Origin of the sequence: Kitasatospora sp. NPDC089913 (assembly GCF_044748625.1) — a bacterium.
In the GTDB taxonomy this organism is placed as follows: domain Bacteria; phylum Actinomycetota; class Actinomycetes; order Streptomycetales; family Streptomycetaceae; genus Kitasatospora.
This window is the reverse complement of the sequence record NZ_JBIVGI010000040.1, coordinates 23,431-45,202: the sequence shown is the minus strand read 5'-3', so window position 1 is coordinate 45,202 and position 21,772 is coordinate 23,431. Positions and strand designations below refer to the sequence as shown.

General features: G+C 72.9%; 13 protein-coding genes and 1 other RNA gene. 12 read left to right on the top strand and 2 right to left on the bottom strand.

The features are described from left to right. Nucleotides 1–8: 8 nt before the first annotated feature. The 4 genes from pruA (at nucleotide 9) to ACIPYS_RS36765 (ending at nucleotide 8,952) form a co-directional block, all read left to right on the top strand. Nucleotides 9–1,634, top strand: a complete 1,626-nt coding sequence (gene pruA / locus ACIPYS_RS36780; RefSeq protein ID WP_400754518.1) for an L-glutamate gamma-semialdehyde dehydrogenase — start codon at nucleotides 9–11, stop codon at nucleotides 1,632–1,634. Nucleotides 1,635–1,967: 333 nt separating this feature from the next. After that, the gene (locus ACIPYS_RS36775; RefSeq protein WP_093861896.1) at nucleotides 1,968–6,914 is read left to right on the top strand and encodes an NAD-glutamate dehydrogenase; all 4,947 of its coding nucleotides are present in this window, start codon (nucleotides 1,968–1,970) and stop codon (nucleotides 6,912–6,914) included. 323 nt (nucleotides 6,915–7,237) lie between these two features. Next, nucleotides 7,238–7,867, top strand: coding sequence for an RNA polymerase sigma factor (locus tag ACIPYS_RS36770; RefSeq protein WP_231977759.1), 630 nt, complete (start codon nucleotides 7,238–7,240; stop codon nucleotides 7,865–7,867). Beyond that, nucleotides 7,864–8,952 (top strand): CU044_5270 family protein, encoded by a 1,089-nt coding sequence (locus ACIPYS_RS36765; protein WP_400754481.1) that lies wholly within the window; start codon nucleotides 7,864–7,866, stop codon nucleotides 8,950–8,952. Before ACIPYS_RS36770 ends, ACIPYS_RS36765 begins: the two co-directional genes overlap by 4 nt. Before the next feature lie 199 nt (nucleotides 8,953–9,151). Here the strand turns inward: ACIPYS_RS36765 and ACIPYS_RS36760 are convergent, their stop codons facing one another. Continuing rightward, the gene (locus ACIPYS_RS36760) at nucleotides 9,152–11,962 is read right to left on the bottom strand and encodes an FtsK/SpoIIIE domain-containing protein (protein ID WP_400754478.1); all 2,811 of its coding nucleotides are present in this window, start codon (nucleotides 11,960–11,962) and stop codon (nucleotides 9,152–9,154) included. A gap of 427 nt (nucleotides 11,963–12,389) precedes the next feature. Here ACIPYS_RS36760 and ACIPYS_RS36755 point away from each other — a divergent pair, with 427 nt between their 5' ends. The 3 genes from ACIPYS_RS36755 (at nucleotide 12,390) to prfB (ending at nucleotide 17,082) form a co-directional block, all read left to right on the top strand. Further along, the gene (locus ACIPYS_RS36755) at nucleotides 12,390–14,381 is read left to right on the top strand and encodes a serine/threonine-protein kinase (RefSeq protein WP_400754475.1); all 1,992 of its coding nucleotides are present in this window, start codon (nucleotides 12,390–12,392) and stop codon (nucleotides 14,379–14,381) included. 225 nt (nucleotides 14,382–14,606) lie between these two features. Further along, complete coding sequence (locus tag ACIPYS_RS36750; RefSeq protein WP_093861900.1) at nucleotides 14,607–15,866, top strand: serine/threonine-protein kinase; 1,260 nt, start codon at nucleotides 14,607–14,609, stop codon at nucleotides 15,864–15,866. A gap of 103 nt (nucleotides 15,867–15,969) precedes the next feature. After that, nucleotides 15,970–17,082 carry a peptide chain release factor 2 gene (gene prfB, locus ACIPYS_RS36745; RefSeq protein ID WP_093861901.1) on the top strand — a complete coding sequence of 371 codons (1,113 nt, stop codon included), beginning with the start codon at nucleotides 15,970–15,972 and terminating at the stop codon, nucleotides 17,080–17,082. A gap of 151 nt (nucleotides 17,083–17,233) precedes the next feature. Here prfB and ACIPYS_RS36740 read toward each other — a convergent pair whose 3' ends face one another. Continuing rightward, on the bottom strand, nucleotides 17,234–17,428 hold the full coding sequence (locus ACIPYS_RS36740) for a hypothetical protein (protein WP_045938705.1): 195 nt from the start codon (nucleotides 17,426–17,428) through the stop codon (nucleotides 17,234–17,236). A 350-nt stretch (nucleotides 17,429–17,778) separates the two neighbouring features. On the opposite strand from ACIPYS_RS36740, the gene ftsE reads away from it, so the two are divergent. From ftsE to ssrA, 5 genes are all read left to right on the top strand, one after another. Further along, complete coding sequence (gene ftsE, locus ACIPYS_RS36735; RefSeq protein WP_030394280.1) at nucleotides 17,779–18,468, top strand: cell division ATP-binding protein FtsE; 690 nt, start codon at nucleotides 17,779–17,781, stop codon at nucleotides 18,466–18,468. A 76-nt stretch (nucleotides 18,469–18,544) separates the two neighbouring features. Then, complete coding sequence (gene ftsX, locus ACIPYS_RS36730) at nucleotides 18,545–19,456, top strand: permease-like cell division protein FtsX (RefSeq protein ID WP_093861902.1); 912 nt, start codon at nucleotides 18,545–18,547, stop codon at nucleotides 19,454–19,456. Nucleotides 19,457–19,578: 122 nt separating this feature from the next. Then, nucleotides 19,579–20,727: a S41 family peptidase gene (locus ACIPYS_RS36725; RefSeq protein ID WP_093861903.1), complete on the top strand. Its 1,149-nt coding sequence runs from the start codon at nucleotides 19,579–19,581 to the stop codon at nucleotides 20,725–20,727. A gap of 44 nt (nucleotides 20,728–20,771) precedes the next feature. Continuing rightward, nucleotides 20,772–21,248 carry an SsrA-binding protein SmpB gene (smpB, locus tag ACIPYS_RS36720; RefSeq protein WP_043474758.1) on the top strand — a complete coding sequence of 159 codons (477 nt, stop codon included), beginning with the start codon at nucleotides 20,772–20,774 and terminating at the stop codon, nucleotides 21,246–21,248. An 86-nt stretch (nucleotides 21,249–21,334) separates the two neighbouring features. Next, nucleotides 21,335–21,716, top strand: a transfer-messenger RNA (tmRNA) gene (gene ssrA, locus ACIPYS_RS36715). Nucleotides 21,717–21,772: the final 56 nt, after the last annotated feature.

Sequence of the window (21,772 nt, the reverse complement as noted above, 5' to 3'; positions counted from 1 at the left end):
CCATGCCCATCGACGCAGTCACCGACGTCCCGGTCCCGGGCAACGAGCCGGTGCTCGGCTACGCGCCCGGAAGCCCGGAACGGGAGCGGCTGGTGCGCCGGCTGGACGAACTGGCGGCCGAACCGGTCCCGCTGCCGATGACCGTCGGCGGCGAGCAGAGGTTCGGCGGCGGCGAGCGGATCGACGTCGTCCAGCCGCACCACCACGCGGCGAAGCTGGGTGTGCTGGGCAACGCCACCCGGGAGGACGCCAGGGCCGCCGTGGACGCCGCGCTGGCCGCCGGGCGCGATTGGCGCGGGCTGTGCTTCGACGACCGGGCGGCGGTCTTCCTGCGCGCCGCCGACCTGCTGGCCGGGCCGTGGCGGGAGACGCTCAACGCGGCGACCATGCTCGGCCAGTCCAAGACGGCCCAGCAGGCGGAGATCGACTCGGCCTGCGAGCTGATCGACTTCTGGCGCTACAACGTGCACTTCGCCCGGCGGATCCTGGCCGAGCAGCCGGTCTCCTCGCCCGGGGTGTGGAACCGCGTCGACCACCGCCCGCTGGAGGGTTTCGTCTACGCGGTCACCCCGTTCAACTTCACCGCGATCGCCGGGAACCTGCCGACCGCGCCGGCGCTGATGGGCAACACCGTGGTGTGGAAGCCGGCGCCGACCCAGACGCTGGCCGCCCACCACCTGATGCGGCTGCTGGAGGCGGCCGGGCTGCCGCCGGGGGTGATCAACCTGGTCACCGGCGACGGGCAGCAGCTGTCCGCGGTGGCGCTGGCGGACCCGGCGCTGGCCGGGCTGCACTTCACGGGTTCCACCGCGACCTTCCAGTCGCTCTGGCAGACCATCGGTGCCAACATCGGCGGCTACCGGACGTACCCGCGGATCGTCGGCGAGACCGGCGGCAAGGACTTCCTGCTGGCGCACCGCTCGGCCGATCCGGAGATCCTCAAGGCGGCGCTGATCCGGGGCGCCTTCGAGTACCAGGGCCAGAAGTGCTCGGCGCTGTCCCGCGCGTACCTGCCGCGCAGCATCTGGCAGCGGATCAAGGACGACCTGCTCGCCGAGGTGGACGCGTTGGCCGTCGGCGACGTCACCGACCTGTCGAACTTCATGGGCGCGCTGATCGACCGGCGCGCGTTCGAGCGGAACCGGGACGCGATCGAGCGGGCCAAGGCCGATCCGACGGTGGAGCTGGTGGCCGGCGGCCAGTACGACGACGCGATCGGCTGGTTCGTCCGCCCGACCGTGCTGGTCTCCTCGGACCACCGCAACGAGATGTTCCGCACCGAGTACTTCGGTCCGATCCTGGCCGTCCACGTCTACGAGGACTCCCGCTGGGAGGACGTGCTCGGCCGGGTCGACGGGGGTGCCCCGTACGGGCTGACCGGCGCGGTGGTGGCCCAGGACCGCTACGCGATCGCGCAGGCCCTGGAGGCGCTGCGGTTCGCGGCCGGGAACTTCTGCATCAACGACAAGCCGACCGGTGCCGTGGTCGGCCAGCAGCCCTTCGGCGGCGGCCGGGCCTCCGGCACCAACGACAAGGCGGGCGCGCCGCAGAACCTGCTGCGCTGGACCTCGGCGAGGTCGATCAAGGAGACGTTCGTGCCGCCGACCACCCACGTTCACCCGCACATGGGCTGAATGCCGACGGTCCGCACACGTGCTCCGCACGAAGTTCCGGCTTTCGGCGCAAACCGGCAGGCTGATTGGACAAGCTGTCCAGGACGGCCCGATCTTCCTGCAGGTTTGCGCCTGCTTGTCCCCTGACACCTTCGATTGATCCCGTTAGGCTGGCTGGCGTCGTCGGGTGGCTCCGCAGGCCGAACGTTGCGTCCTACCCGCTGCAGAGGTGTTCCATGCGCGCCATGGGGCCTTTTCAGCTGGATGGTGCGGCAGGATTGCGGAAGACCCCGGCGGTGGACACCGAGACCACCACCGAGTCACGCAACGGCGCGCGACAGGAGCCAAGAAGTCATGCAGACCAAGCTGGACGCAGCCAAGGCCGAACTGCTCAGGAAGGCAGCAGCAGCCGCTGAGAACAGCCAGGTGGGGGGAGCGGCGCCGGGGGAGGGACTGAGCAACGGCGCTCTGTCCGCGTACCTGCACCACTACTACCTCCACACGGCGCCCGAGGACCTGGTCGACCGCGACCCGGTCGACGTCTACGGCGCGGCCGCCTCGCACTACCGCCTGGGCCTCAAGCGCCCCCAGGGCACCGCCGAGGTGCGGGTGCACACCCCCTCGGTCGAGGAGAACGGCTGGTCCTGCGGCCACACCGTGGTCGAGGTCGTCACCGACGACATGCCGTTCCTGGTCGACTCGGTGACCAACGAGCTGTCCCGCCAGGACCGCGCGATCCACATCGTCATCCACCCCCAGCTGGTCGTCCGCCGCGACATCACCGGCAAGCTGCTGGAGATCCTCGACGTCGACGCCTGCGCCCGCAGCCAGGCCGCCGGCACCGAGTGGCCGGCCGACGCGACCGTCGAGTCGTGGATGCACATCGAGGTCGACCGCGAGACCGACCGCGACGACCTGCGCGAGATCGAGACCGGCCTGCGCCGGGTGCTCGGCGACGTCCGCGAGGTCGTCGAGGACTGGACCAAGATGCGCGACTCCGCGCTGCGTCTGGCCGACGAGCTCGCCGAGCAGCCCCCGGCCGGCCTGCCCGAGCAGGAGGTCGGCGAGGCCTGGGAGCTCATGCGCTGGCTCGCCGACGACCACTTCACCTTCCTCGGCTACCGCGAGTACGACCTGGTCGAGCACGAGGGCGAGGAGGTCCTCAAGGCCGTCGCCGGGACCGGCCTCGGCATCCTGCGCTCCGACCCGATCGGCCACGACGACCAGCACCACGCCGTCAGCGAGGCCTTCGGCCGGCTGTCCGCGCCGGTCCGCGCCAAGGCCCACGAGAAGAAGCTGCTCGTCCTCACCAAGGCCAACAGCCGGGCGACCGTGCACCGCCCGTCCTACCTCGACTACGTCGGCGTGAAGAAGTTCGACGCCAACGGCGAGGTCATCGGCGAGCGCCGCTTCCTCGGCCTGTTCTCGGCCGCCGCCTACACCGAGTCGGTCAACCGCATCCCGGTCGTCCGCCGCAAGGTCCAGGACGTCATCGTCGACTCCGGCTTCTCCACCGAGAGCCACGACGGCCGCGACCTGCTCCAGATCCTGGAGACCTTCCCCCGGGACGAGATCTTCCAGACCCCGGCCGACGAGCTGCTGCAGATCGCCACCAGCGTGCTCTACCTCCAGGAGCGCCGCCGGCTGCGGCTGTTCCTGCGCCAGGACGAGTACGGGCGCTACTTCTCCGCGCTGGTCTACCTGCCGCGCGACCGCTACACCACCCGCATCCGGCTGCGCCTCATGGACATCCTGATGCAGGAGCTCAACGGCGCCTCGATCGACTACACGGTCTGGTCGACCGAGTCGGTCCTGACCCGGCTGCACTTCGTCGTCCGGGTCACCCCCGGCAGCGAACTCCCGCACCTCACGGACGCCGAGATCGAGCGGATCGAGGCCAAGCTGGCCGAGGCCGCCCGGTTCTGGATGGACGGGTTCAACGACCAGCTGCACGTCGAGCTGGGCGAGGAGAAGGCGGCCGAGCTCTCCCGCAAGTACGCCAACGCCTTCCCCGACGGCTACCGCGCCGACTTCACCGCGCGCACCGCGGTCGCGGACCTCAAGCAGATCGAGTCGCTGCACGGCGAGGGCGACTTCCGGCTGAACCTCTACCAGCCGGTCGGCGCCGGTGACGACGAGCGCCGCTTCAAGATCTACCGGGTGGGCGGCCCGATCTCGCTCACCGAGGTGCTGCCGGTCCTCCAGCGGCTGGGCGTCGAGGTGCTCGACGAGCACCCGTACGCGCTGACCCGCTCCGACCACACCACCGCCTGGGTGTACGACTTCGGCCTGCGGCTGCGCGAGGCCGTCGAGCTGACCGACGAGGCCCGCGACCGCTTCCAGGAGACCTTCGCCGCCACCTGGACCGGCCTGGCCGAGAACGACGGCTTCAACGAGCTGGTCCTGACCGCCGGGCTGACCTGGCGCCAGGCGATGATGCTGCGCGCGTACGCCAAGTACCTGCGCCAGGCGGGCTCCACGTTCTCCCAGGACTACATGGAGGACGCGCTCCGCAACAACACCCACACCACCCGGCTGCTGGTCAACCTCTTCGAGGCCCGGCTGAGCCCCAGCCACCAGCAGGGCGCGCTCGAGCTGACCGAGGGCATCCTGGAGGAGCTGGACGGCGCGCTGGACGAGGTCGTCTCGCTGGACGAGGACCGCATCCTGCGCTCCTTCCTGCACCTCATCAAGGCCACCCTGCGGACCAACTTCTTCCAGCACGACGGCACCGGCGCCTGGCACTCCTACGTGTCGATGAAGTTCGACCCGAAGGCGATCCCGGACCTGCCGGCCCCGCGCCCGGCGTTCGAGATCTGGGTCTACTCGCCGCAGGTCGAGGGTGTGCACCTGCGCTTCGGCAAGGTCGCCCGCGGCGGTCTGCGCTGGTCCGACCGGCGCGAGGACTTCCGCACCGAGATCCTCGGCCTGGTCAAGGCGCAGATGGTCAAGAACACCGTCATCGTGCCGGTCGGCGCCAAGGGCGGCTTCGTCGCCAAGCAGCTGCCGGACCCGTCGGTGGACCGTGACGCCTGGCTGGCCGAGGGCATCTCGTCCTACAAGACCTTCATCTCGGCGCTGCTGGACATCACCGACAACCTGGTCGGCGGCGAGGTCGTCCACCCGGCCGACGTGGTCCGCCACGACGAGGACGACACCTACCTGGTCGTCGCCGCGGACAAGGGCACCGCGACCTTCTCCGACATCGCCAACGGTGTCGCCGAGTCCTACGGCTTCTGGCTGGGCGACGCGTTCGCCTCCGGCGGCTCGGCCGGCTACGACCACAAGGGCATGGGCATCACCGCCCGCGGTGCCTGGGAGTCCGTCAAGCGCAACTTCCGCGAGCTCGGCGTCGACACCCAGTCCGAGGACTTCACCGTCGTCGGCATCGGCGACATGTCCGGCGACGTCTTCGGCAACGGCATGCTGCTCAGCGAGCACATCCGCCTGGTCGCCGCCTTCGACCACCGCCACATCTTCCTGGACCCGAACCCGGAGGCGGCCGCCTCGTACGCCGAGCGCCGCCGCCTGTTCGAGCTGCCCCGCAGCTCCTGGGACGACTACGACAGGTCGCTGATCTCGGCCGGCGGCGGGATCTTCCCGCGCAGCGCCAAGTCGATCCAGCTCACCGCGCAGGTCCGGGCCGCCCTGGGCGTCTCCGACACCCGGCTCACCCCCGCCGAGCTGATGAAGGCCGTGCTCCAGGCGCCGGTCGACCTGTTCTGGAACGGCGGCATCGGCACCTACGTCAAGGCCTCCACCGAGACCAACGCCGAGGTCGGCGACAAGGCCAACGACGCCATCCGGGTCAACGGCGAGCAGGTCCGCGCCCGCGTCGTCGGCGAGGGCGGCAACCTCGGCTGCACCCAGCTCGGCCGCATCGAGTACGCGGCCTCCGGCGGCCCGGAGAACACCGGCGGCTGGATCAACACCGACGCCATCGACAACTCGGCCGGTGTGGACACCTCGGACCACGAGGTCAACATCAAGATCCTGCTCAACCAGGTGGTCGCCGACGGCGACATGACGGTCAAGCAGCGCAACACCCTGCTCGCCGAGATGACCGACGAGGTCGGCCACCTCGTGCTGCGCAACAACTACGCGCAGAACGTGGTGCTGGCCAACGCGGTCGCCCAGGCGCACAGCATGGTCAACGTCCACTCCCGGATGATCAACCGCCTGGAGTCGGCCGGCCAGCTCGACCGGGGCCTGGAGTTCCTGCCCACCGAGCGGCAGATCCGCGAGCGCCAGCAGAACGGCCGGGGCCTGTCCCAGCCCGAGATGTCGGTGCTGCTCGCGTACACCAAGATCACCCTGGCCGACGAGCTGCTCGCCACCGACCTGCCCGACGACCCGTTCTTCCGCACCGCGCTGCACGAGTACTTCCCCAGCGCCCTGCGGGTCCGGTTCGCCGAGCAGATCGACCGGCACCCGCTGCGCCGCGAGATCATCACCACGCTGATCGTCAACGACACGATCAACCGCGGTGGCTGCACCTTCGCCTTCCGCCTGAAGGAGGAGACCGGCGCGACCTACGAAGAGGTCGCCCGCACCCACACCGCCGCCCGGGCCGTCTTCGGCCTCGAGGAGATCTGGTCCGAGATCGAGGGCCTGGACAACCGGGTCCCCGCCCGGGCCCAGACCAAGATGCGGCTGCACTCGCGCCGTCTGGTCGAGCGCGCCACCCGGTGGATGCTCAACAACCGGCGCCAGCCGCTGGACATCGCCGGCACCATCGAGTTCTTCCACGACCGGGTCAACCAGGTGTGGGGCTCGCTGCCCAAGCCGCTGCGCGGCGAGGACCTGGCCTGGTTCGAGCACGTCTACGGGGAGCTCGCCGGCGCCGGTGTGCCGGAGGAGCTCGCCACCCGGATCGCGGGCCTGTCCTCGACCTTCCCGACCCTGGACATCACCGAGGTCGCGGACCGGTCCGGCAAGGACGTCGCCCAGGTCGCCGAGCTCTACTACGACCTCGCCGACCGGCTGCAGATCACCCACCTGCTCGACCGCATCATCGAGCTGCCCCGCACCGACCGCTGGTCGTCCATGGCCCGCGCCGCCATCCGCGAGGACCTCTTCGCGGCCCACGCGGCGCTGACCGCCGACATCCTGGCCTGCGGCCCCGAGGGCGCCAGCCCGGAGGAGCGGTACACCGCCTGGGCGGAGCTCAACGCGACCCTGCTGAACCGCGCCAAGAGCACCCTCGACGACATAAGGGGTTCGGACAACTACGAGCTGTCCAGCCTCTCCGTCGCGATGCGTGTCATCCGGACCCTGCTCCGCACGGGTTCGATGCGCTGACGAGGCGGTAGCGGTTCGACGGCGGGCCCGCGTCCCTGGTGGACGCGGGCCCGCCGCTTCGTGTGCACCCGTGTTCGATACGGTGACCCCCGAACGAGGGGATTGATCGAGGCCCAGGGGCTCCAGCCCGGCAAGGACGGCAAGTACACCCTGTGGGCCGGGACCGGCCGGATCGAGCGGGGCGGCGGTACGAGTTCACCGTCGACGCCGAGCGGGTGACCGGCCTCGCCCTGGCCGACCGCGACACCTACTGCTCCTGAGCCGTTCCCGAGACCCGTCGGAACCACGTCGGAACCGCTTCGACGCTGCGGACAGGTGGAGGTGTGGAGCTGTCACAGCGGGGACGGATACGGAACGGGGACCAATGGGCGTTCGGGGAGCTGTTCGACGAGGCGGCGGACGACCTGTACCGGTACGCGGTGCGGGTCTCGGGGGACTGGGCGGTCGCGGAGGACATCGTCCAGCTGACCTTCCTGGAGGCGTGGCGGCTGCGCCACAAGCTGCGCGAGAGCGACGAGCCGGTCCGCCCCTGGCTGTTCGGGGTCGCCGCCAACGTGCTGCGGAACACCGCCCGGGCGGCCCGGCGGCACCGGGCCGCGATGGAGCGGCTGCCGGCCAGGGACGTGGTGCCGGACTTCGCCGACGAGCTCGTCGGGCGGCTCGACGACAGCGCCCAGCTGGTCGCCGCGCGGCGGGCGCTGGAGCGCCTGCGGAAGGCGGAGCGGGAGGTGTTCGGCCTCTGCGTCTGGGCCGGGCTCGACTACGCGAGTGCCGCCGAGGCGCTCGGGGTGCCGGTCGGAACGGTGCGTTCGCGGCTCTCGCGCGCCCGCACCAAGCTCCGGGCGCTCGCCGAGGAAGAACTGCGAAAAGGGCGGGAACTCCGCTCCGAGCCCGGACAGGTACGGGTTGGCCGCACCGATGCGGCCCGGTCGACACGGGAGACGAACCGATGAACGAGCACGAGCGTGCCGAGCTGGCCCGGCTGTTGCCGCCGCCGGCACGGCCCGAACTCTCCTCCGACCGCCACCGGCTGTTGAGGGGACATCTGATGAGTGAGATCCGGGACACCAAGCCCGCGCGGGTCCGGCGGGGCAAGCTCGGCTGGGTGGCGATTCCGGCCCTGGCGGGCGGTCTGGCCCTGGCGATGGTCCTGCCGGGCGGCAGTGACGGCGCGGCCTCCAGGGCCCCGCTCGCCCAGCAGCAGAGCGGGCAGCAGGTCCAGGGCGGGCAGCCGGCCGAGAGCGGCGGCACCACGCTGAACGCCGCCCCGGTCGCCGCCGTCGAGCTGCTGACCCAGGCCGCCGACACCGCGGCCGGCAAGCCCGACCCGAAGCCCGGCAAGAACCAGTTCGTCTACGTGGACAGCCTGGTGTCCTTCGCGGGCTACAACCTGGCCACCGGCGAGGCGAAGGTCGACGCGCCGCACCGCCGCCAGATCTGGCTGTCGGTGGACGGCAGCCAGTGGGGCGTCCTGAAGGAGGAGGGCAAGGCCGGCAAGGCCGGCGAGGCCGCCGCCAAGGAGGGGGACAAGCGCCCCGCGCCGCGTCCCGACGGCGGGCTGTGGCTCGACCCGACCAAGAAGCCGACCATCAGCGCGCCCACCTACAAGTACCTGGCGGCTCTGCCGACCGACCCGGACGCGCTGCTGAAGAAGATCTACGCCGAGACCAAGGGCCAGGGCCGCACCCCTGACCAGCAGGCGTTCGCGACCATCGGGGACCTGCTGCGCGAGCAGATCGCCCCGCCGGCCGTCAGCGCCGCCCTCTACCGGGCGGCGGCGAAGATCCCCGGTGTCACCGCGGCCGCGGACTCGGTGGACGCCTCGGGCCGCCACGGCGTGGCCGTGGCGCACGAGGAGAGCGGTCTCCGGACCGAGTGGATCTTCGAGCCGAAGACCCACGAGTTCCTCGGTGAGCGCGAGGTCGTCGTCGCCGACGGCGACTTCGGCAAGGCGGGCACGGTGGTCGGCCACACGGCGGTCCTGGGCCGCTCGATCACCGACAAGCCGGGCGACGAGCCGAAGCAGAACAACGCCTGATCACAGCACGGAACGAAGCCGTGGGGCCCGGTGCAAGCGGGCCCCACGGCCGTTTCGGGCTCCTGCGGCAACGAATATAGCTTCAGGAGCACAATCGGTCCTTGGCACGGGAAGTCTCGTTGCGTGCGGAACTCGCCGCCCGGTGTCCGTACGCGTGGAGTCCGTCTCCCGACCGTCCTCCATCACCGAGTCCGACGGTTCAGCGGGCCGCCGCGCGCTGGAGGGCGCTGGCGAGGAGGGCGAGGTCGGTGGGGCCGTTGCCCAGCTCGCGGACGGGGCGGCGGGCGGGTGGGGCGCCGAGGGTGAGCGGGTCTATGGCGACGACGGTGGGGCGCAGGGTCGCCGTCCGCGGGATCCGGCCGCTGATGCGGGCGGTCTGGAAGGCGGTGACGCCGCCGTCCGGCAGGCGCAGGTAGCCGCGGCCCGGGGTCGAGTCCGGCAGGGCCGCCGCGTCGCCGAGGTGGATCAGCAGGTCGGAGTCGGCCGGGTCGTCCGTCCGCAGCGCGATCCGCAGCAGGGCGGCGTCGTCGACCTCGGTGCCGGTGGTCTCCTCCGGGCGCCCGGTGGTGACCGCGAGGTGCACGCCGAGCGGCCCGCCGCGGCGGGCGACGGCGGCCAGGGCCCGGGCGAGCGGGCGACCGGCCGGGGACGTCGGGGCGAGCAGGGCGTCGTAGTCGTCGACGACGACGACCAGCCGGGGCGGGCAGGGCCCGGCGGCGGCCGCGGGAGCCACCACGGCCTCGGGGCTGCGCGGCTGGATGATGCGCGCGGTGCTCGCCGCCGAGGGCGCGCCCACGGTGGCGGGGACCGGGACCGGCTCACCGTCGAGGATGCGGGCCGCGTGCCAGGAGGCGAAGTCCAGGCCGTCGAACAGCCGCTCCCGCAGCGCGAGCTCGTCCTCCAGCGCCTCGGCGGCGAGCAGCGCGGCGCGCGGGTCGGTACCGGCGTTCACCAGGCCGGTGACGTGCGGGAGTTCGGTGCAGCCGGCGAGTCCGTCCTCGGTGGCCCGGCCCTCGACGATGCTGACGGCGAGGCGTTCGGGCCGCTCGGAGACGGCGAGCGAGGCGATCAGGGTGCGCAGCAGCTCGGTCTTGCCGGAGCCGCGCGCGCCGCCGATCAGCAGGTGCGGGCCGCCCGGGTCGGGGGAGGGGAGGGTGAGTTCGGGGTCCGCGAGGTCGAGCACGCACAGCTCGTCCCGGGTGGTGCCGAGCAGGGCGGTGGCGGCGCCGATGCCGCCGGCGTGGGCGTCCCAGCGGGCGGAGAGCTTGGCCGGGGTGACGGTGTCCAGCTGGAGCAGGTCGAGCAGCCGCAGCGCGTCCGGCAGCGGCCCCCGGTTGGCCGGGGTGGCCTCGCGCAGCGGGGCGAGGACCCGGGCGAGGCGCTCGGCCCAGGCGTCGGAGACGGCGTCCAGGGAGATCTCGTGCAGGGTCTCGCGGCCGCGGGCGACCGGGCCCGGGCGGTCGAGCGACAGCTGGGTGCCGACCTCGCCGGTGATCAGCGCGGTGGCGCCGAGGCCTCGGGGCAGCAGTTCCGGCTGCTCGGCGAGGCAGACGGGGAAGATGCCGACCGCCGGGCCCTGGCGCAGCAGCAGGTCGAGGGCCTGCCGGGCGGCCTCGGTGGCCGGGCGGCCGTCGACCACGACCACGGTGGCGGGGTGGCCGCCGAGGCCGACCGGGCCGCTGAGCCGGGTGGTGAGCTCGGTGAGCCGGGCGGCGGCCTGCTCGTCGTCGAGGCCGAGCAGCAGCCGGCAGTCCTGGCCCTCGGCGGGGCGCAGGTGGGGCAGCCACAGGGCCCAGGCCCAGGTGTCGACGCGGTCCTGCGGGGTGCGCGCCGGGTCGGCGTCGACCACGACCAGGCTGAGTCCGGTCGGCGGGTGCAGGGCGGCGAGCTGGGCGACGACGGCGCGGGTCAGCGCGTCCAGCCGCTCGCGCGGGCCGCTGAGGCCGAGGCTGCCGGCGGTCTGCAGGTCGAGGGTGACCGGGACGGCGGGGAGCACGGTGCCGGGCGAGGTGCCGGGGCCGCCGGGCCGGTCGGCGGTGCCGAGCCGCAGGGTGAGCGCGTCGGGGTGGCCGGGGCCGCGCTCCCACAGCCGGGGCCCGCGGCCGACCGCGTTGAGCAGGAGGGTGGCGAGGTCGGGCCAGCGCTCGCGCTGGGCGGCGGCCTGCCGGGTGCGGACGGCGGCGTGGTGGCGCTCGGCGCTCTCCTCGGGCGGTTCGGCGGCGGAGCGGCCGAGCCGGAGCGAGAGCAGGCCGCGGCCGCGCCCGGTGGGCGGTTCGGGCGCGCTGGGCGGCTCGGTGACCGGCGGGGCGGTCCGGGCCGGGGCGGGGGCGGCGAGCTGGAGGTGGCCGTGGCCGTCGGGGAGTGCGGCGCGGGCCGACGGCCCGGAGCCGTCCCGGGGGTCGGGCACGGTCACCCGCAGAGTGGTCTCGCCGAGTCGCAGCAGGCCGGTGCCGTCGAGCGGGACGGCCTCCTCCGGCGCACCCGGCGGAACGATCCGCCCGTCCACGGTGGTGCCGTTGGTGGAGCCGAGGTCGCGGACGGTGACCGTGCCGTCCTCGGCGAGGTGCAGCGCGAGGTGCAGCCGCGAGACGTCGGGGTCGTCGACCGGGACGTCGGCCTCGCCGGAGCGGCCGACCCGGATCTCCCGGCCGTGCAGCCGGTGCACGCCGCCGGCGTCGGGGCCGCCGACGACGCGGAGTTCGGCGGCGGCGGGGGTGTCGTCCGGGTCGTCGGCGGTCGGGTCCGGCTCGTTGAGGGAGAGGACGGCGCCGTCGAGCAGCGGGGGATGGCCGAGCAGGGTGTGCTCGTCCACCCGGCGCGCCCCGGCGTAGAGGTGCACATGGGTGGCGGCCCGCGGTCCGCGCACGCCGACGGCGCCCGCGAGCGCCCCGGCGAGGGAGCCGAGCGCGGTGCCCACGGGTGCGGTGACCAGCACGTCCACGTACGGGATGGCGGTGCCGGCGACTGCCGGGCCGCTGCGCGGTCGGAGGACGGTCAGCCGGATCTGCATCTCGCCCGCGGTCCCTTCTGCTGGTGTGACGCCGTTGTGCCGCTGCGCGGGGCCGCCGCGGGGGAGCGGGGGTGGCCGCGACACCGGTTGGGCCACAAGAGTGGCGAGTGTCATCCTGCCATCCGTCACGGACAGTCCGCGCACGGTACCGGATTTGACGATCTTGCGATCATCGCCATGTTCGGGGGCGACGGAGAGTCAGGTCAACCGGTGCCCGGGAAGGCAGGCCCGGCGGCCCCGGTGGAACCGCCGGCGGGCCCTGCGGGTCTTCCCGTAGGGGATGTCCCCCAACCCGGGCGAACGCCCTGCCGGTCGACCCAAAAACGTGAACGGGCCCCGTTAGAGTGGCCGGAAACACGGGCCCGGCAGGCTCACCGCACCGGCGGAGGAGCCGCCCGCGCGGGCGGCACGGCGAGGAGTGCGACAGGTGCGGCCAGTCGGGAGCAAGTATCTGCTGGAGGAGACCCTCGGACGAGGGGCCACCGGCACCGTCTGGCGCGGTCAGGTGCGCGCCGACGTCGAAGTCCCCGGTACCGCGCCCGGGCAGCAGGTGGCGATCAAGATCCTGCGCGAGGAGCTCGCCGCCGACCCCGATGTGGTGATGCGGTTCCTGCGCGAGCGCTCGCTGCTGCTGCGGCTCACCCACCCGAACATCGTCAAGGTCCGCGACCTGGTCGTCGAGGGCGAGCTGCTGGCCCTGGTGATGGACCTCGTCGACGGCCCCGACCTGTCCCGCTACCTGCGCGAGAACGGTCCGTTCAGCCCGATCGCGGGCGCCCTGCTGATGGCCCAGGTCGCCGACGCGCTGGCCGCCAGCCACGACGACGGCATCGTCCACCGCGACCTCAAGCCGGCCAACGTGCTGCTCGCCACCGCGGTCGTCGAGGGCACCGAGCAGATGCACCCGATGCTGACCGACTTCGGTATCGCCCGGCTCGCCGACTCCCCGGGCATCACCCGCAGCCACGAGTTCGTCGGCACTCCCGCCTATGTGGCGCCGGAGTCGGCCGAGGGCCGTCCGCAGACCTCCGCGGTGGACGTCTACGGTGCCGGGATCATGCTGTACGAGCTGGTCACCGGACGCCAGCCGTTCCAGGGCGACAACCCGCTGGCGATCCTCCAGGCGCACCTCGCCCAGGAGCCGCAGCGGCCGTCCACCATGCCCGAGCCGCTCTGGACGGTGATCGAGCGCTGCCTGCGCAAGGACCCGGCGCAGCGGCCCGGCGCGGTCTCGCTCTCGCGCGCGCTGCGGGTGGTCGCGGCGGGGGTGGGCGTGCACGCCTCCCCGGCGGCGGTGGACGCGGCGCTGGCCGTGGGCGCGCTGCTGGTGCCCGATCCGCGGCCGACGGTCGTGCCCGGCAGCGCGGACGGCGCGGGCCAGGGCCCGCTGGGCGGTCCGGGCGCGGCCGGCCTGCCGTTCGACGCCGAGGACCGCACCCAGGTGCTCCCGGCGGGCCAGGGCGCCCCCGCCCAGCCCGGCCAGGGGTACGACCCGGCGGCGGCCACCCGGGTGATGGGTACCCAGCCGCCACCGTACGACCCCGCGGCCGCGACCCGGGTGATGCCGCCCGCCGCGGTGCCGCCGCCCCCGGCCGGGCCGCCGCAGGCCGACGCGCCGCACCCGTGGCAGTCCCAGCTGCGGGCCGCCCGGGACCGCAACCAGCAGACCGAGATCGGCTACTTCGAGCCGGAGGACTTCGAGGCCCCGCCGGTCGCCCCGGCGCCCTACCAGGCCGGGCAGGGCCACCAGCAGCAGGGCCACCAGGGCTACCCGCAGCAGCACCAGCAGCAGCCGGGGTACCGGCCCCCGCAGGGCTACCAGCCGGGCTACCCGCAGCCCGGCCAGCAGCCGCAGGGCTACCCGCAGCCCGGCCAGCAGCCGCAGGGCGGCGGCCACCACCAGGCCCCGCCCGGCTACGCCCAGCGCCCGCCGGTCGCCCCGCCGCCGTACCGCGGCGGCCCGGGCGGGCAGCAGCCCGCCGCCGGGCGTCCGCAGCCGCCCGGCGGCTACAACCAGCCGCAGCAGGGCCAGGGCCAGCCGTACGGGCAGCAGCAGCCGCAGGCCCCCGCGCCGTCCCGGTCGGCCGCGCGCCGGGAGGCCGCCGCCCCCGCCGCTCCGCCGCGCCGGGCCGAGCCGCCCGCGCCGCAGCACCGCGAGCCCCCGCAGCGCCGGGCCGAGCCGCCGCGCGAGGCGCCCCGGGAGACGCCGCGCCGCGAGCCGCGCCCGCGCAGCCGCAACCGGATGTACATCCCGGGCCTGGGCTGTCTCAAGGGCTGCCTGATGGTGCTGCTGGTGCTGGCGGTGGCAGCGGTGGCGCTGTGGAACTTCACCCCGCTCCCCGAGTACTGGGCCAACGTCCAGGACTGGTTCACCACCGCGAAGGACTGGGTGGGCGACGTCTTCAACTCGAAGAAATGACGGCCGCGCGCTGAGGGAGGGGCGGTGCCGGGGCCCGGCGCCGCCTCCGGCCGGTGGAATTGACGTTTTGTCGACACTTCCCGGGAATTCTTGCCTTTTCCCGCCCGCCGAGCGGCCTCAGGCGGCCCGCGGAGGGTGTCCGGGCGCGTAGGTTGGTCGCTGTTGTCCCGCCCCACCGAGTGCACCGGACCCTCCCGGGGCGCTCCCGCCGCCCACGGAGCAGCATTGGCACGCAAGATCGGCAGCCGCTACACCGTCCACCAGGTGATCGGCCGGGGCTCGGCCGGGACGGTCTGGCTCGGCGAGGGCCCGGACGGTCCGGTCGCGGTCAAGCTGCTCCGCGAGGACCTGGCCGCCGACCAGGTGCTGGTCGGGCGCTTCGTCCAGGAACGGGCCGCGCTGACCAGCCTCGACCACCCCCGGGTGGTCGGCGTGCGCGACATGGTGGTGGACGGCAGCGACCTCGCCCTGGTGATGGAACTCGTCCAGGGCACCGACCTCCGCTCCCGGCTGGAGCGCGACGGCGCGCTGCCCCCGCAGGCCGCCGCCTCGATCATCGCGGACGTCGCCGACGGCCTGGCCGCCGCCCACGCGGCCGGAATCGTGCACCGCGACGTCAAGCCGGAGAACGTCCTGCTCGACCTGGCCGCCGCCCCGGGCCCCGGCGGCGCCCCGCGGGCCAAGCTGACCGACTTCGGGGTGGCCCGGCTGGTCGACGCCCCCCGCCGCACCCGGGCGACCAGGATCATCGGCACCCCCGACTACCTCGCCCCCGAGATCATCGAGGGCCTGGAGCCGCGCGCCGCCGTCGACATCTACGCCCTCGCCACCGTGCTCTACGAGCTGCTGGCCGGCTTCACCCCGTTCGGCGGCGGCCACACCGGGGCGGTGCTGCGCCGGCACGTCACCGAACAGGTGCCGCCGATCCCCGGCCTGCCCGACGGCCTGTGGCGGATCATCGCCGAGTGCCTGGCCAAGGCCCCGGCCTCGCGGCTGCGCGCAGCCGAGCTGGCGGCCCGGCTGCGCGAGCAGCTGCCCGCCCTGGCCGGACTGCCGGTGCTGGCAGTCCCGCAGCAGGGCCGGGCCCCGGCCGAGGAGCAGCTGACCCCGGGCGAGGCGGTCTACGCCGAGGTGGACGCCGCCCCCGGCGCCCACAAGCGCCGCCGCGGCCCGGCCGTCCCGCTGGTGCCGGGCGCCGCCCCGGACTCCACCCGGGACACCCACACCAGCCTGCGCCGCCCCTCCGCGCACGAGCTGGCCTCGTACGCGGCCGAGTCGCGGGCCCAGCGGACCGCCCCGGGCAGCGCCCACCGCCGCGACCGCCAGGCGCTGCTGCGCCGCCGCCGGATGCTGGCCGTGCTGCTGGCCACGATCCTGCTGCTGGCCGGGGCCGCGGCGGCCTGGACCGCCTTCGCCGCGACCGTGCCGGACGCCGGTCCCGGCCCGCGCCCGGCCACCTCCGCGACGGCTCCGCGGGCTCCCTGACCGGCGCCGTCCGCGCCCCGGGTGGCCGCCCCGACGGCGCACTCCGGGCCTCGGGGACCCCCGGGGGCGTCATGTGCACCCCGGGAACCATTACCCTGGGGGCGTGGCAGCCGTCGATCCTTCCGAAGAGCTCAAGAACCTCGATACGACCATGGGGTCGATCGAGGCCGTCCTCGACCTGGACAAGATCCGGGCCGACATCGCGGTCCTGGAGGAGGAGGCAGCCGCCCCCACCCTGTGGGACGACGTCGCGAACGCGCAGAAGGTGACCAGCAGGCTCTCCTTCCTCCAGGGCGAACTGCGCCGGGTCGAGGGCCTCCGCGGCCGCATCGACGACCTGGGCGTCCTGTTCGAGCTGGCCGAGGCCGAGGACGACGCGGACACCCGCGCCGAGGCCGAGGTCGAGCTGGCCGCCGTCGCCAAGGCGGTGGAGGAGCTCGAGGTCCGCACCCTCCTGTCGGGCGAGTACGACGCCCGCGAGGCGCTGATCAACATCCGCGCCGAGGCCGGTGGCGTGGACGCCGCCGACTTCGCCGAGCAGCTGATGCGCATGTACCTGCGCTGGGCCGAGCGGCACGGGTACCCGACCGAGGTCTACGACACCTCGTACGCGGAGGAGGCCGGCATCAAGTCCGCGACCTTCACCGTGAAGGCCCCGTACGCCTACGGCACCCTCTCGGTCGAGCAGGGCACCCACCGCCTGGTCCGCATCTCGCCCTTCGACAACCAGGGCCGCCGGCAGACCTCGTTCGCCGGTGTCGAGGTGCTCCCGGTCGTCGAGCAGTCCGACCACGTCGACATCGACGAGTCGGAGCTGCGCATCGACGTCTACCGTGCCTCCGGCCCCGGTGGCCAGGGCGTCAACACCACCGACTCGGCGGTGCGCATCACGCACATCCCGACCGGTGTGGTCGTCTCCTGCCAGAACGAGCGCTCGCAGATCCAGAACAAGGCGTCCGCGATGAACGTCCTCCAGGCCAAGCTGCTGGAGCGGCGCCGCCAGGAGGAGCGCGCCGCGATGGACGCGCTCAAGGACAGCGGCAGCTCCTGGGGCAACCAGATGCGCTCCTACGTGCTGCACCCGTACCAGATGGTCAAGGACGTCCGGACCGCGTTCGAGGCCGGCAACCCGCAGGCCGTGCTGGACGGCGACATCGACGGCTTCATCGAGGCCGGCATCCGCTGGCGCAAGCAGCGCGAGACCGCCGCGCAGTAGTCGCGCGCAGTAGTCGGTACGCGCGGTGCTCGGCGCAGGCAGCGGCCGAAACGGGAAGGGCCCCGACCGGAACTCCGGTCGGGGCCCTTCCCGTTCGTGCATGTCCACCGTGTACGTCCGCCGGTGGTTCGGGGTACCGCCGGTACCTTCCTCAGGCCAGTGCCTGCCGCGCGAGCAGCACCACCGCGAGCAGTCCGGCCAGGACGGCCAGCAGCATCGCGGGGGAGAGCGCGGCGAACGGACCCTGCTGCTCCTGCAGCCTGGCCCGGGTGGCCCGGCAGGCGGGGCAGCGGCCCTCGCTGACGCGGCCGTTGCAGTTGGCGCACACCAGATGGTCGCAGGTCATGCGATCTCCTCCTCGCTGCTACTGCCAACGCACCGGAGCGGGCCTTGGTTCCTCGTTGTGCCCTGTGCGGCGGAGCGGTCGGGCCCGACCGCAACCTCCACTCTGCCAGGTTCCGGCCGTTCCGGCCCCCGGGCTGTGAGATGGCTCCCAATTTTCAGGGCATAACCGGGCATTCTCCCCCAGTTTTCTGCCGCTGTCACTCCCTGAACCTGCGGGCCGGGCGGGCCTTCGCGTATGGTCCCAAGCCGGGAGCGGCCGTTCCGCTCCCCTCGCCCGCCCCGGGCCGGGCATGCCGGGGGGCGGACCGACCGAGGACTGGCGCCGCCTAGGATGGCCTCCGTGATGCAGCCGTGATCAGATTCGACAACGTCTCCAAGACCTATCCCAAGCAGAACCGTCCCGCCCTGGACAACGTCTCGCTGGAGATCGAGAAGGGTGAGTTCGTCTTCCTGGTCGGCTCGTCCGGCTCGGGGAAGTCCACCTTCCTGCGGCTGTGCCTGCGCGAGGAGCGGCCCAGCACCGGCGAGGTGCACGTCCTGGGCAAGGACCTGGGCAAGCTGTCCAACTGGAAGGTGCCGCACATGCGCCGCCAGCTGGGCACCGTCTTCCAGGACTTCCGGCTGCTGCCGAACAAGACGGTCGCGCAGAACGTCGCGTTCGCGCTGGAGGTCATCGGGAAGCCGAAGAGCGCCATCGGCAAGGTGGTGCCCGAGGTGCTCGACCTGGTCGGCCTCGGCGGCAAGGAGGACCGGATGCCCGGCGAGCTCTCCGGCGGTGAGCAGCAGCGCGTCGCGATCGCCCGGGCGTTCGTCAACCGCCCGATGCTGCTGATCGCGGACGAGCCCACCGGCAACCTCGACCCGCAGAACTCGGTCGGCATCATGAAGCTGCTCGACCGCATCAACCGCACCGGCACCACGGTGCTGATGGCCACCCACGACCAGGCCATCGTCGACCAGATGCGCAAGCGCGTCATCGAGCTCGACAAGGGGCTGCTGGTCCGCGACCAGGCCCGCGGCGTCTACGGGTACCAGCACTGACCGCTCGGCGCTGAACCCGTGGGCCGTCCGCCCGCCTCCTCCGACCAGCAGTACCGACCCTGGAGTTGTTGAACGCATGCGCGCGCAGTTCGTCCTGTCGGAGATCGGTGTGGGTCTCCGCCGCAACCTGACGATGACCATCGCGGTCGTCGTCAGTGTCGCGCTCTCCCTCGCCCTCGCCGGTGCCTCCCTCCTGGTCCGCGACCAGGTCAACTCGATGAAGGGGTACTGGTACGACAAGGTCGAGGTGAGCATCTACTTCTGCACCAAGGCCGATGCCCGGAACTCGCCCCAGTGCGACAAGGGCGCGGCCACCGACCAGCAGATCGCCGACATCAAGACCCAGCTGGACAAGATGGACTCGGTGGTCCAGTCCTCGACCTTCGAGAACTCCACCGAGGCGTACAAGCACTGGAAGGAGATGAACCCGGACAACCCGCTCATCTCCGTCCTCGGCCCGGACGCCATCCCGCAGTCCTGGCGGGTTAAGCTGAAGGACCCGACCAAGTACGACGTCATCCAGAGCGCCTTCGCCGGAAAGCCCGGCGTGAAGTCGGTCGAGGACCAGCGGAAGATCCTGGAGAACCTCTTCGGCCTGCTGAACGGTCTCCAGACGGCGGCCTTCGTGATCATGGTGCTGATGCTCTTCGTCGCCCTGCTGCTGATCGTCAACACCGTCCGGGTGTCGGCGTTCAGCAGGCGGCGCGAGACCGGCATCATGCGCCTGGTCGGCGCCTCCAACTTCTACGTGCAGATGCCGTTCATCGCGGAGGCCGCGTTCTCCGCGCTGCTGGGCGCGGTGATGGCCTCCGGCCTGCTGCTCGGCGGGCACTTCTTCGTCCAGGGCTGGCTGGCCGAGCGGGTGCAGTTCATCCACTTCATCGGCCTCTCCTCGGTGCTCGCGGTGATACCGCTGCTGGTCGTGGTGGGTATGGGCATGGCCGGCATCGCGGCCTTCTTCACCCTCCGCAAGTACCTGAAGGTCTGACCGGACCACGCTCCGGACGACCGGGCGGCCCCGGACGGCACTGCGCCGTCCGGGGCCGCCCGCGTTCCGCCGCAGTCCGTTGCGGCCCGCGTGCTCCGGGGCTGCGCCTAGACTCCGGTGCCATGTCCGTCTCTCCCCGTGCGACCCGTCAGGCGGCCACTCTCGGCCTGGTGTTCGGCGCGGTCCTGCTGGCCGGGGCCGCCACCGGCGCCTGGGGCGAGCCGGGCGCGGCGGCCCGTCCGCCGTCGGTGGACACCGCCCGGGCGGTCGCCGCGCCCCTCGGGGCCGGCCAGGACCCGGCCGGCGCCAACCTCTCCCAGCAGCAGGCCGAGCATCTGATCGGCGCCACCGGGGACCGCTGGGGCGCCTACTACAGCGCCCAGGAGTACGCCGAGTTCAGCCAGGGCCTGGACGGCCGCTACCTGGGCGTGGGCCTGTCGGTCGGCCGGGGCGAGGACGGCGTCACCACCGTCTCCCAGGTGCTGCCCGCCGGTCCGGCGGCCGCCGCCGGGATCGCGGTCGGCGACCGGCTGCTGCGGATCGGCGAGGACGAGGCCGACCGGCTGCCGGTCACCGAGGTGGTCGCCCGGCTGCGCGGGCGCGAGGGCGCCGAGCGGCAGGCGGGCTCGGAGGTGGTGCTGGAGCTGCGGCGGGGCGAGGGCGGGGTCCGCGAGGTCCGGCTGCGCCGGGCGCTGCTGGACAGCCAGCAGGTGACCGTCGAGCACCTGGCCGGCGGCGTGGTGCGGATCGCCGTCCGGGCCTTCACCTCCGGCGTGGCCGAGCAGGTGCGCGCCGCCGTGCGCGGCGCGCACGCCGGGGTGGTGCTGGATCTGCGCGGCAACTCCGGCGGACTGGTCGAGGAGGCCGTCGGCACCGCCGGGGTCTTCCTGGACGGCGGCCCGGTCGGCTCCTACCAGGACCGCGGCGGCACCCGCGAACTCACCGCCCCGCCCGGCGGCGACCAGCGCACCCCGCTGGTGGTGCTGGTGGACGGCGGCACCATGAGCGCCGCCGAACTGCTCACCGGCGCCCTCCAGGACCGCGGCCGGGCCGTGGTCGCCGGCGCCAGGACCTTCGGCAAGGGCACCGTGCAGCAGCCCAGCCGGCTCGCCGACGGCGCCGTGCTGGAACTCACCGTCGGCCGCTACTACACCCCGGCCGGCCGCTCGCCGGAGGGCGCCGGGCTGGCCCCGGACGTCCCGGCGGGTGCCGAGGAGGACGCGGACGCGCTCGCCCTGCGGGTGCTCGCCGGTCTCGGCAGCCGCACGTAAAGGGGCTGCTGGAACGGGGCCGGAGGTGCGAGAATGACGGCGCTATGGCAAAGGAAACCGGACACAAGCTGATCGCGCAGAACAAGAAGGCGCGACACGAGTACACCATCCTCGACACCTACGAGTGCGGCCTCGTGCTCACCGGGACCGAGGTGAAGTCGCTGCGCGAGGGGCGGGCCAACCTGGTCGACGGCTACGCCTACATCCAGAACCACGAGGCGTGGATCGACAACGTCTTCATCCCCGAGTACACCCAGGGGACGTGGACCAACCACGCGGCCCGGCGCAAGCGCAAGCTGCTGCTGCACCGGATGGAGATCCAGAAGATCGAGACGAAGGTCCGCGACGCCGGCCACACCCTCGTCCCGCTCTCGCTGTACTTCAAGGACGGCCGGGTGAAGCTCGAACTGGCGCTCGCGGTCGGCAAGAAGCTCTACGACAAGCGGCAGACCCTGCGCGAGAAGCAGGACACCCGCGAGACGGCGCGCGCCGTGGCGGCCGCCCGGCGGCGCCAGAGTTAATCGGCTGGACCCCCGCTGGTCGCCTCGCGTAGTATGGCGCCAGCAACAAGGACGGTCACCGTCCGAGCTGTTTCTCAAAAAAACATGGGGATGATCGGTTTCGACAGGGGATGTTGAAACAGGGGAAGCGAGCCGAGGAACGCGGCAATGATCTCGTTAACCACGTGTCGCAAAAAAATAATCGCCAACTCTAAGCGCGATTCCCAGCAGTTCGCTCTCGCTGCCTAATAAGCACCGATAGCGCTTGGGTGTCAGACCGGGGGGTTCCCGACCCGGACCCTGGCATAATCTAGGGAACTCAACCGTCCGCCCGGGCTGCGGGGGTGGATGGGAAATCAAACAGCAGCTGGGCCTGTTGGCGGCTTGTCCGCGTGACTGCCAGGGCCGAGAAACTCACAGCGGACTGCGCTCGGAGAAGCCCTGAATTGACTCCACTGGACCCGGGTTCGATTCCCGGCATCTCCACCACCCCATGTTCACAGTGAAGGCCGTCCACCGCGTTGCGGAGGGCGGCCTTCACGTTT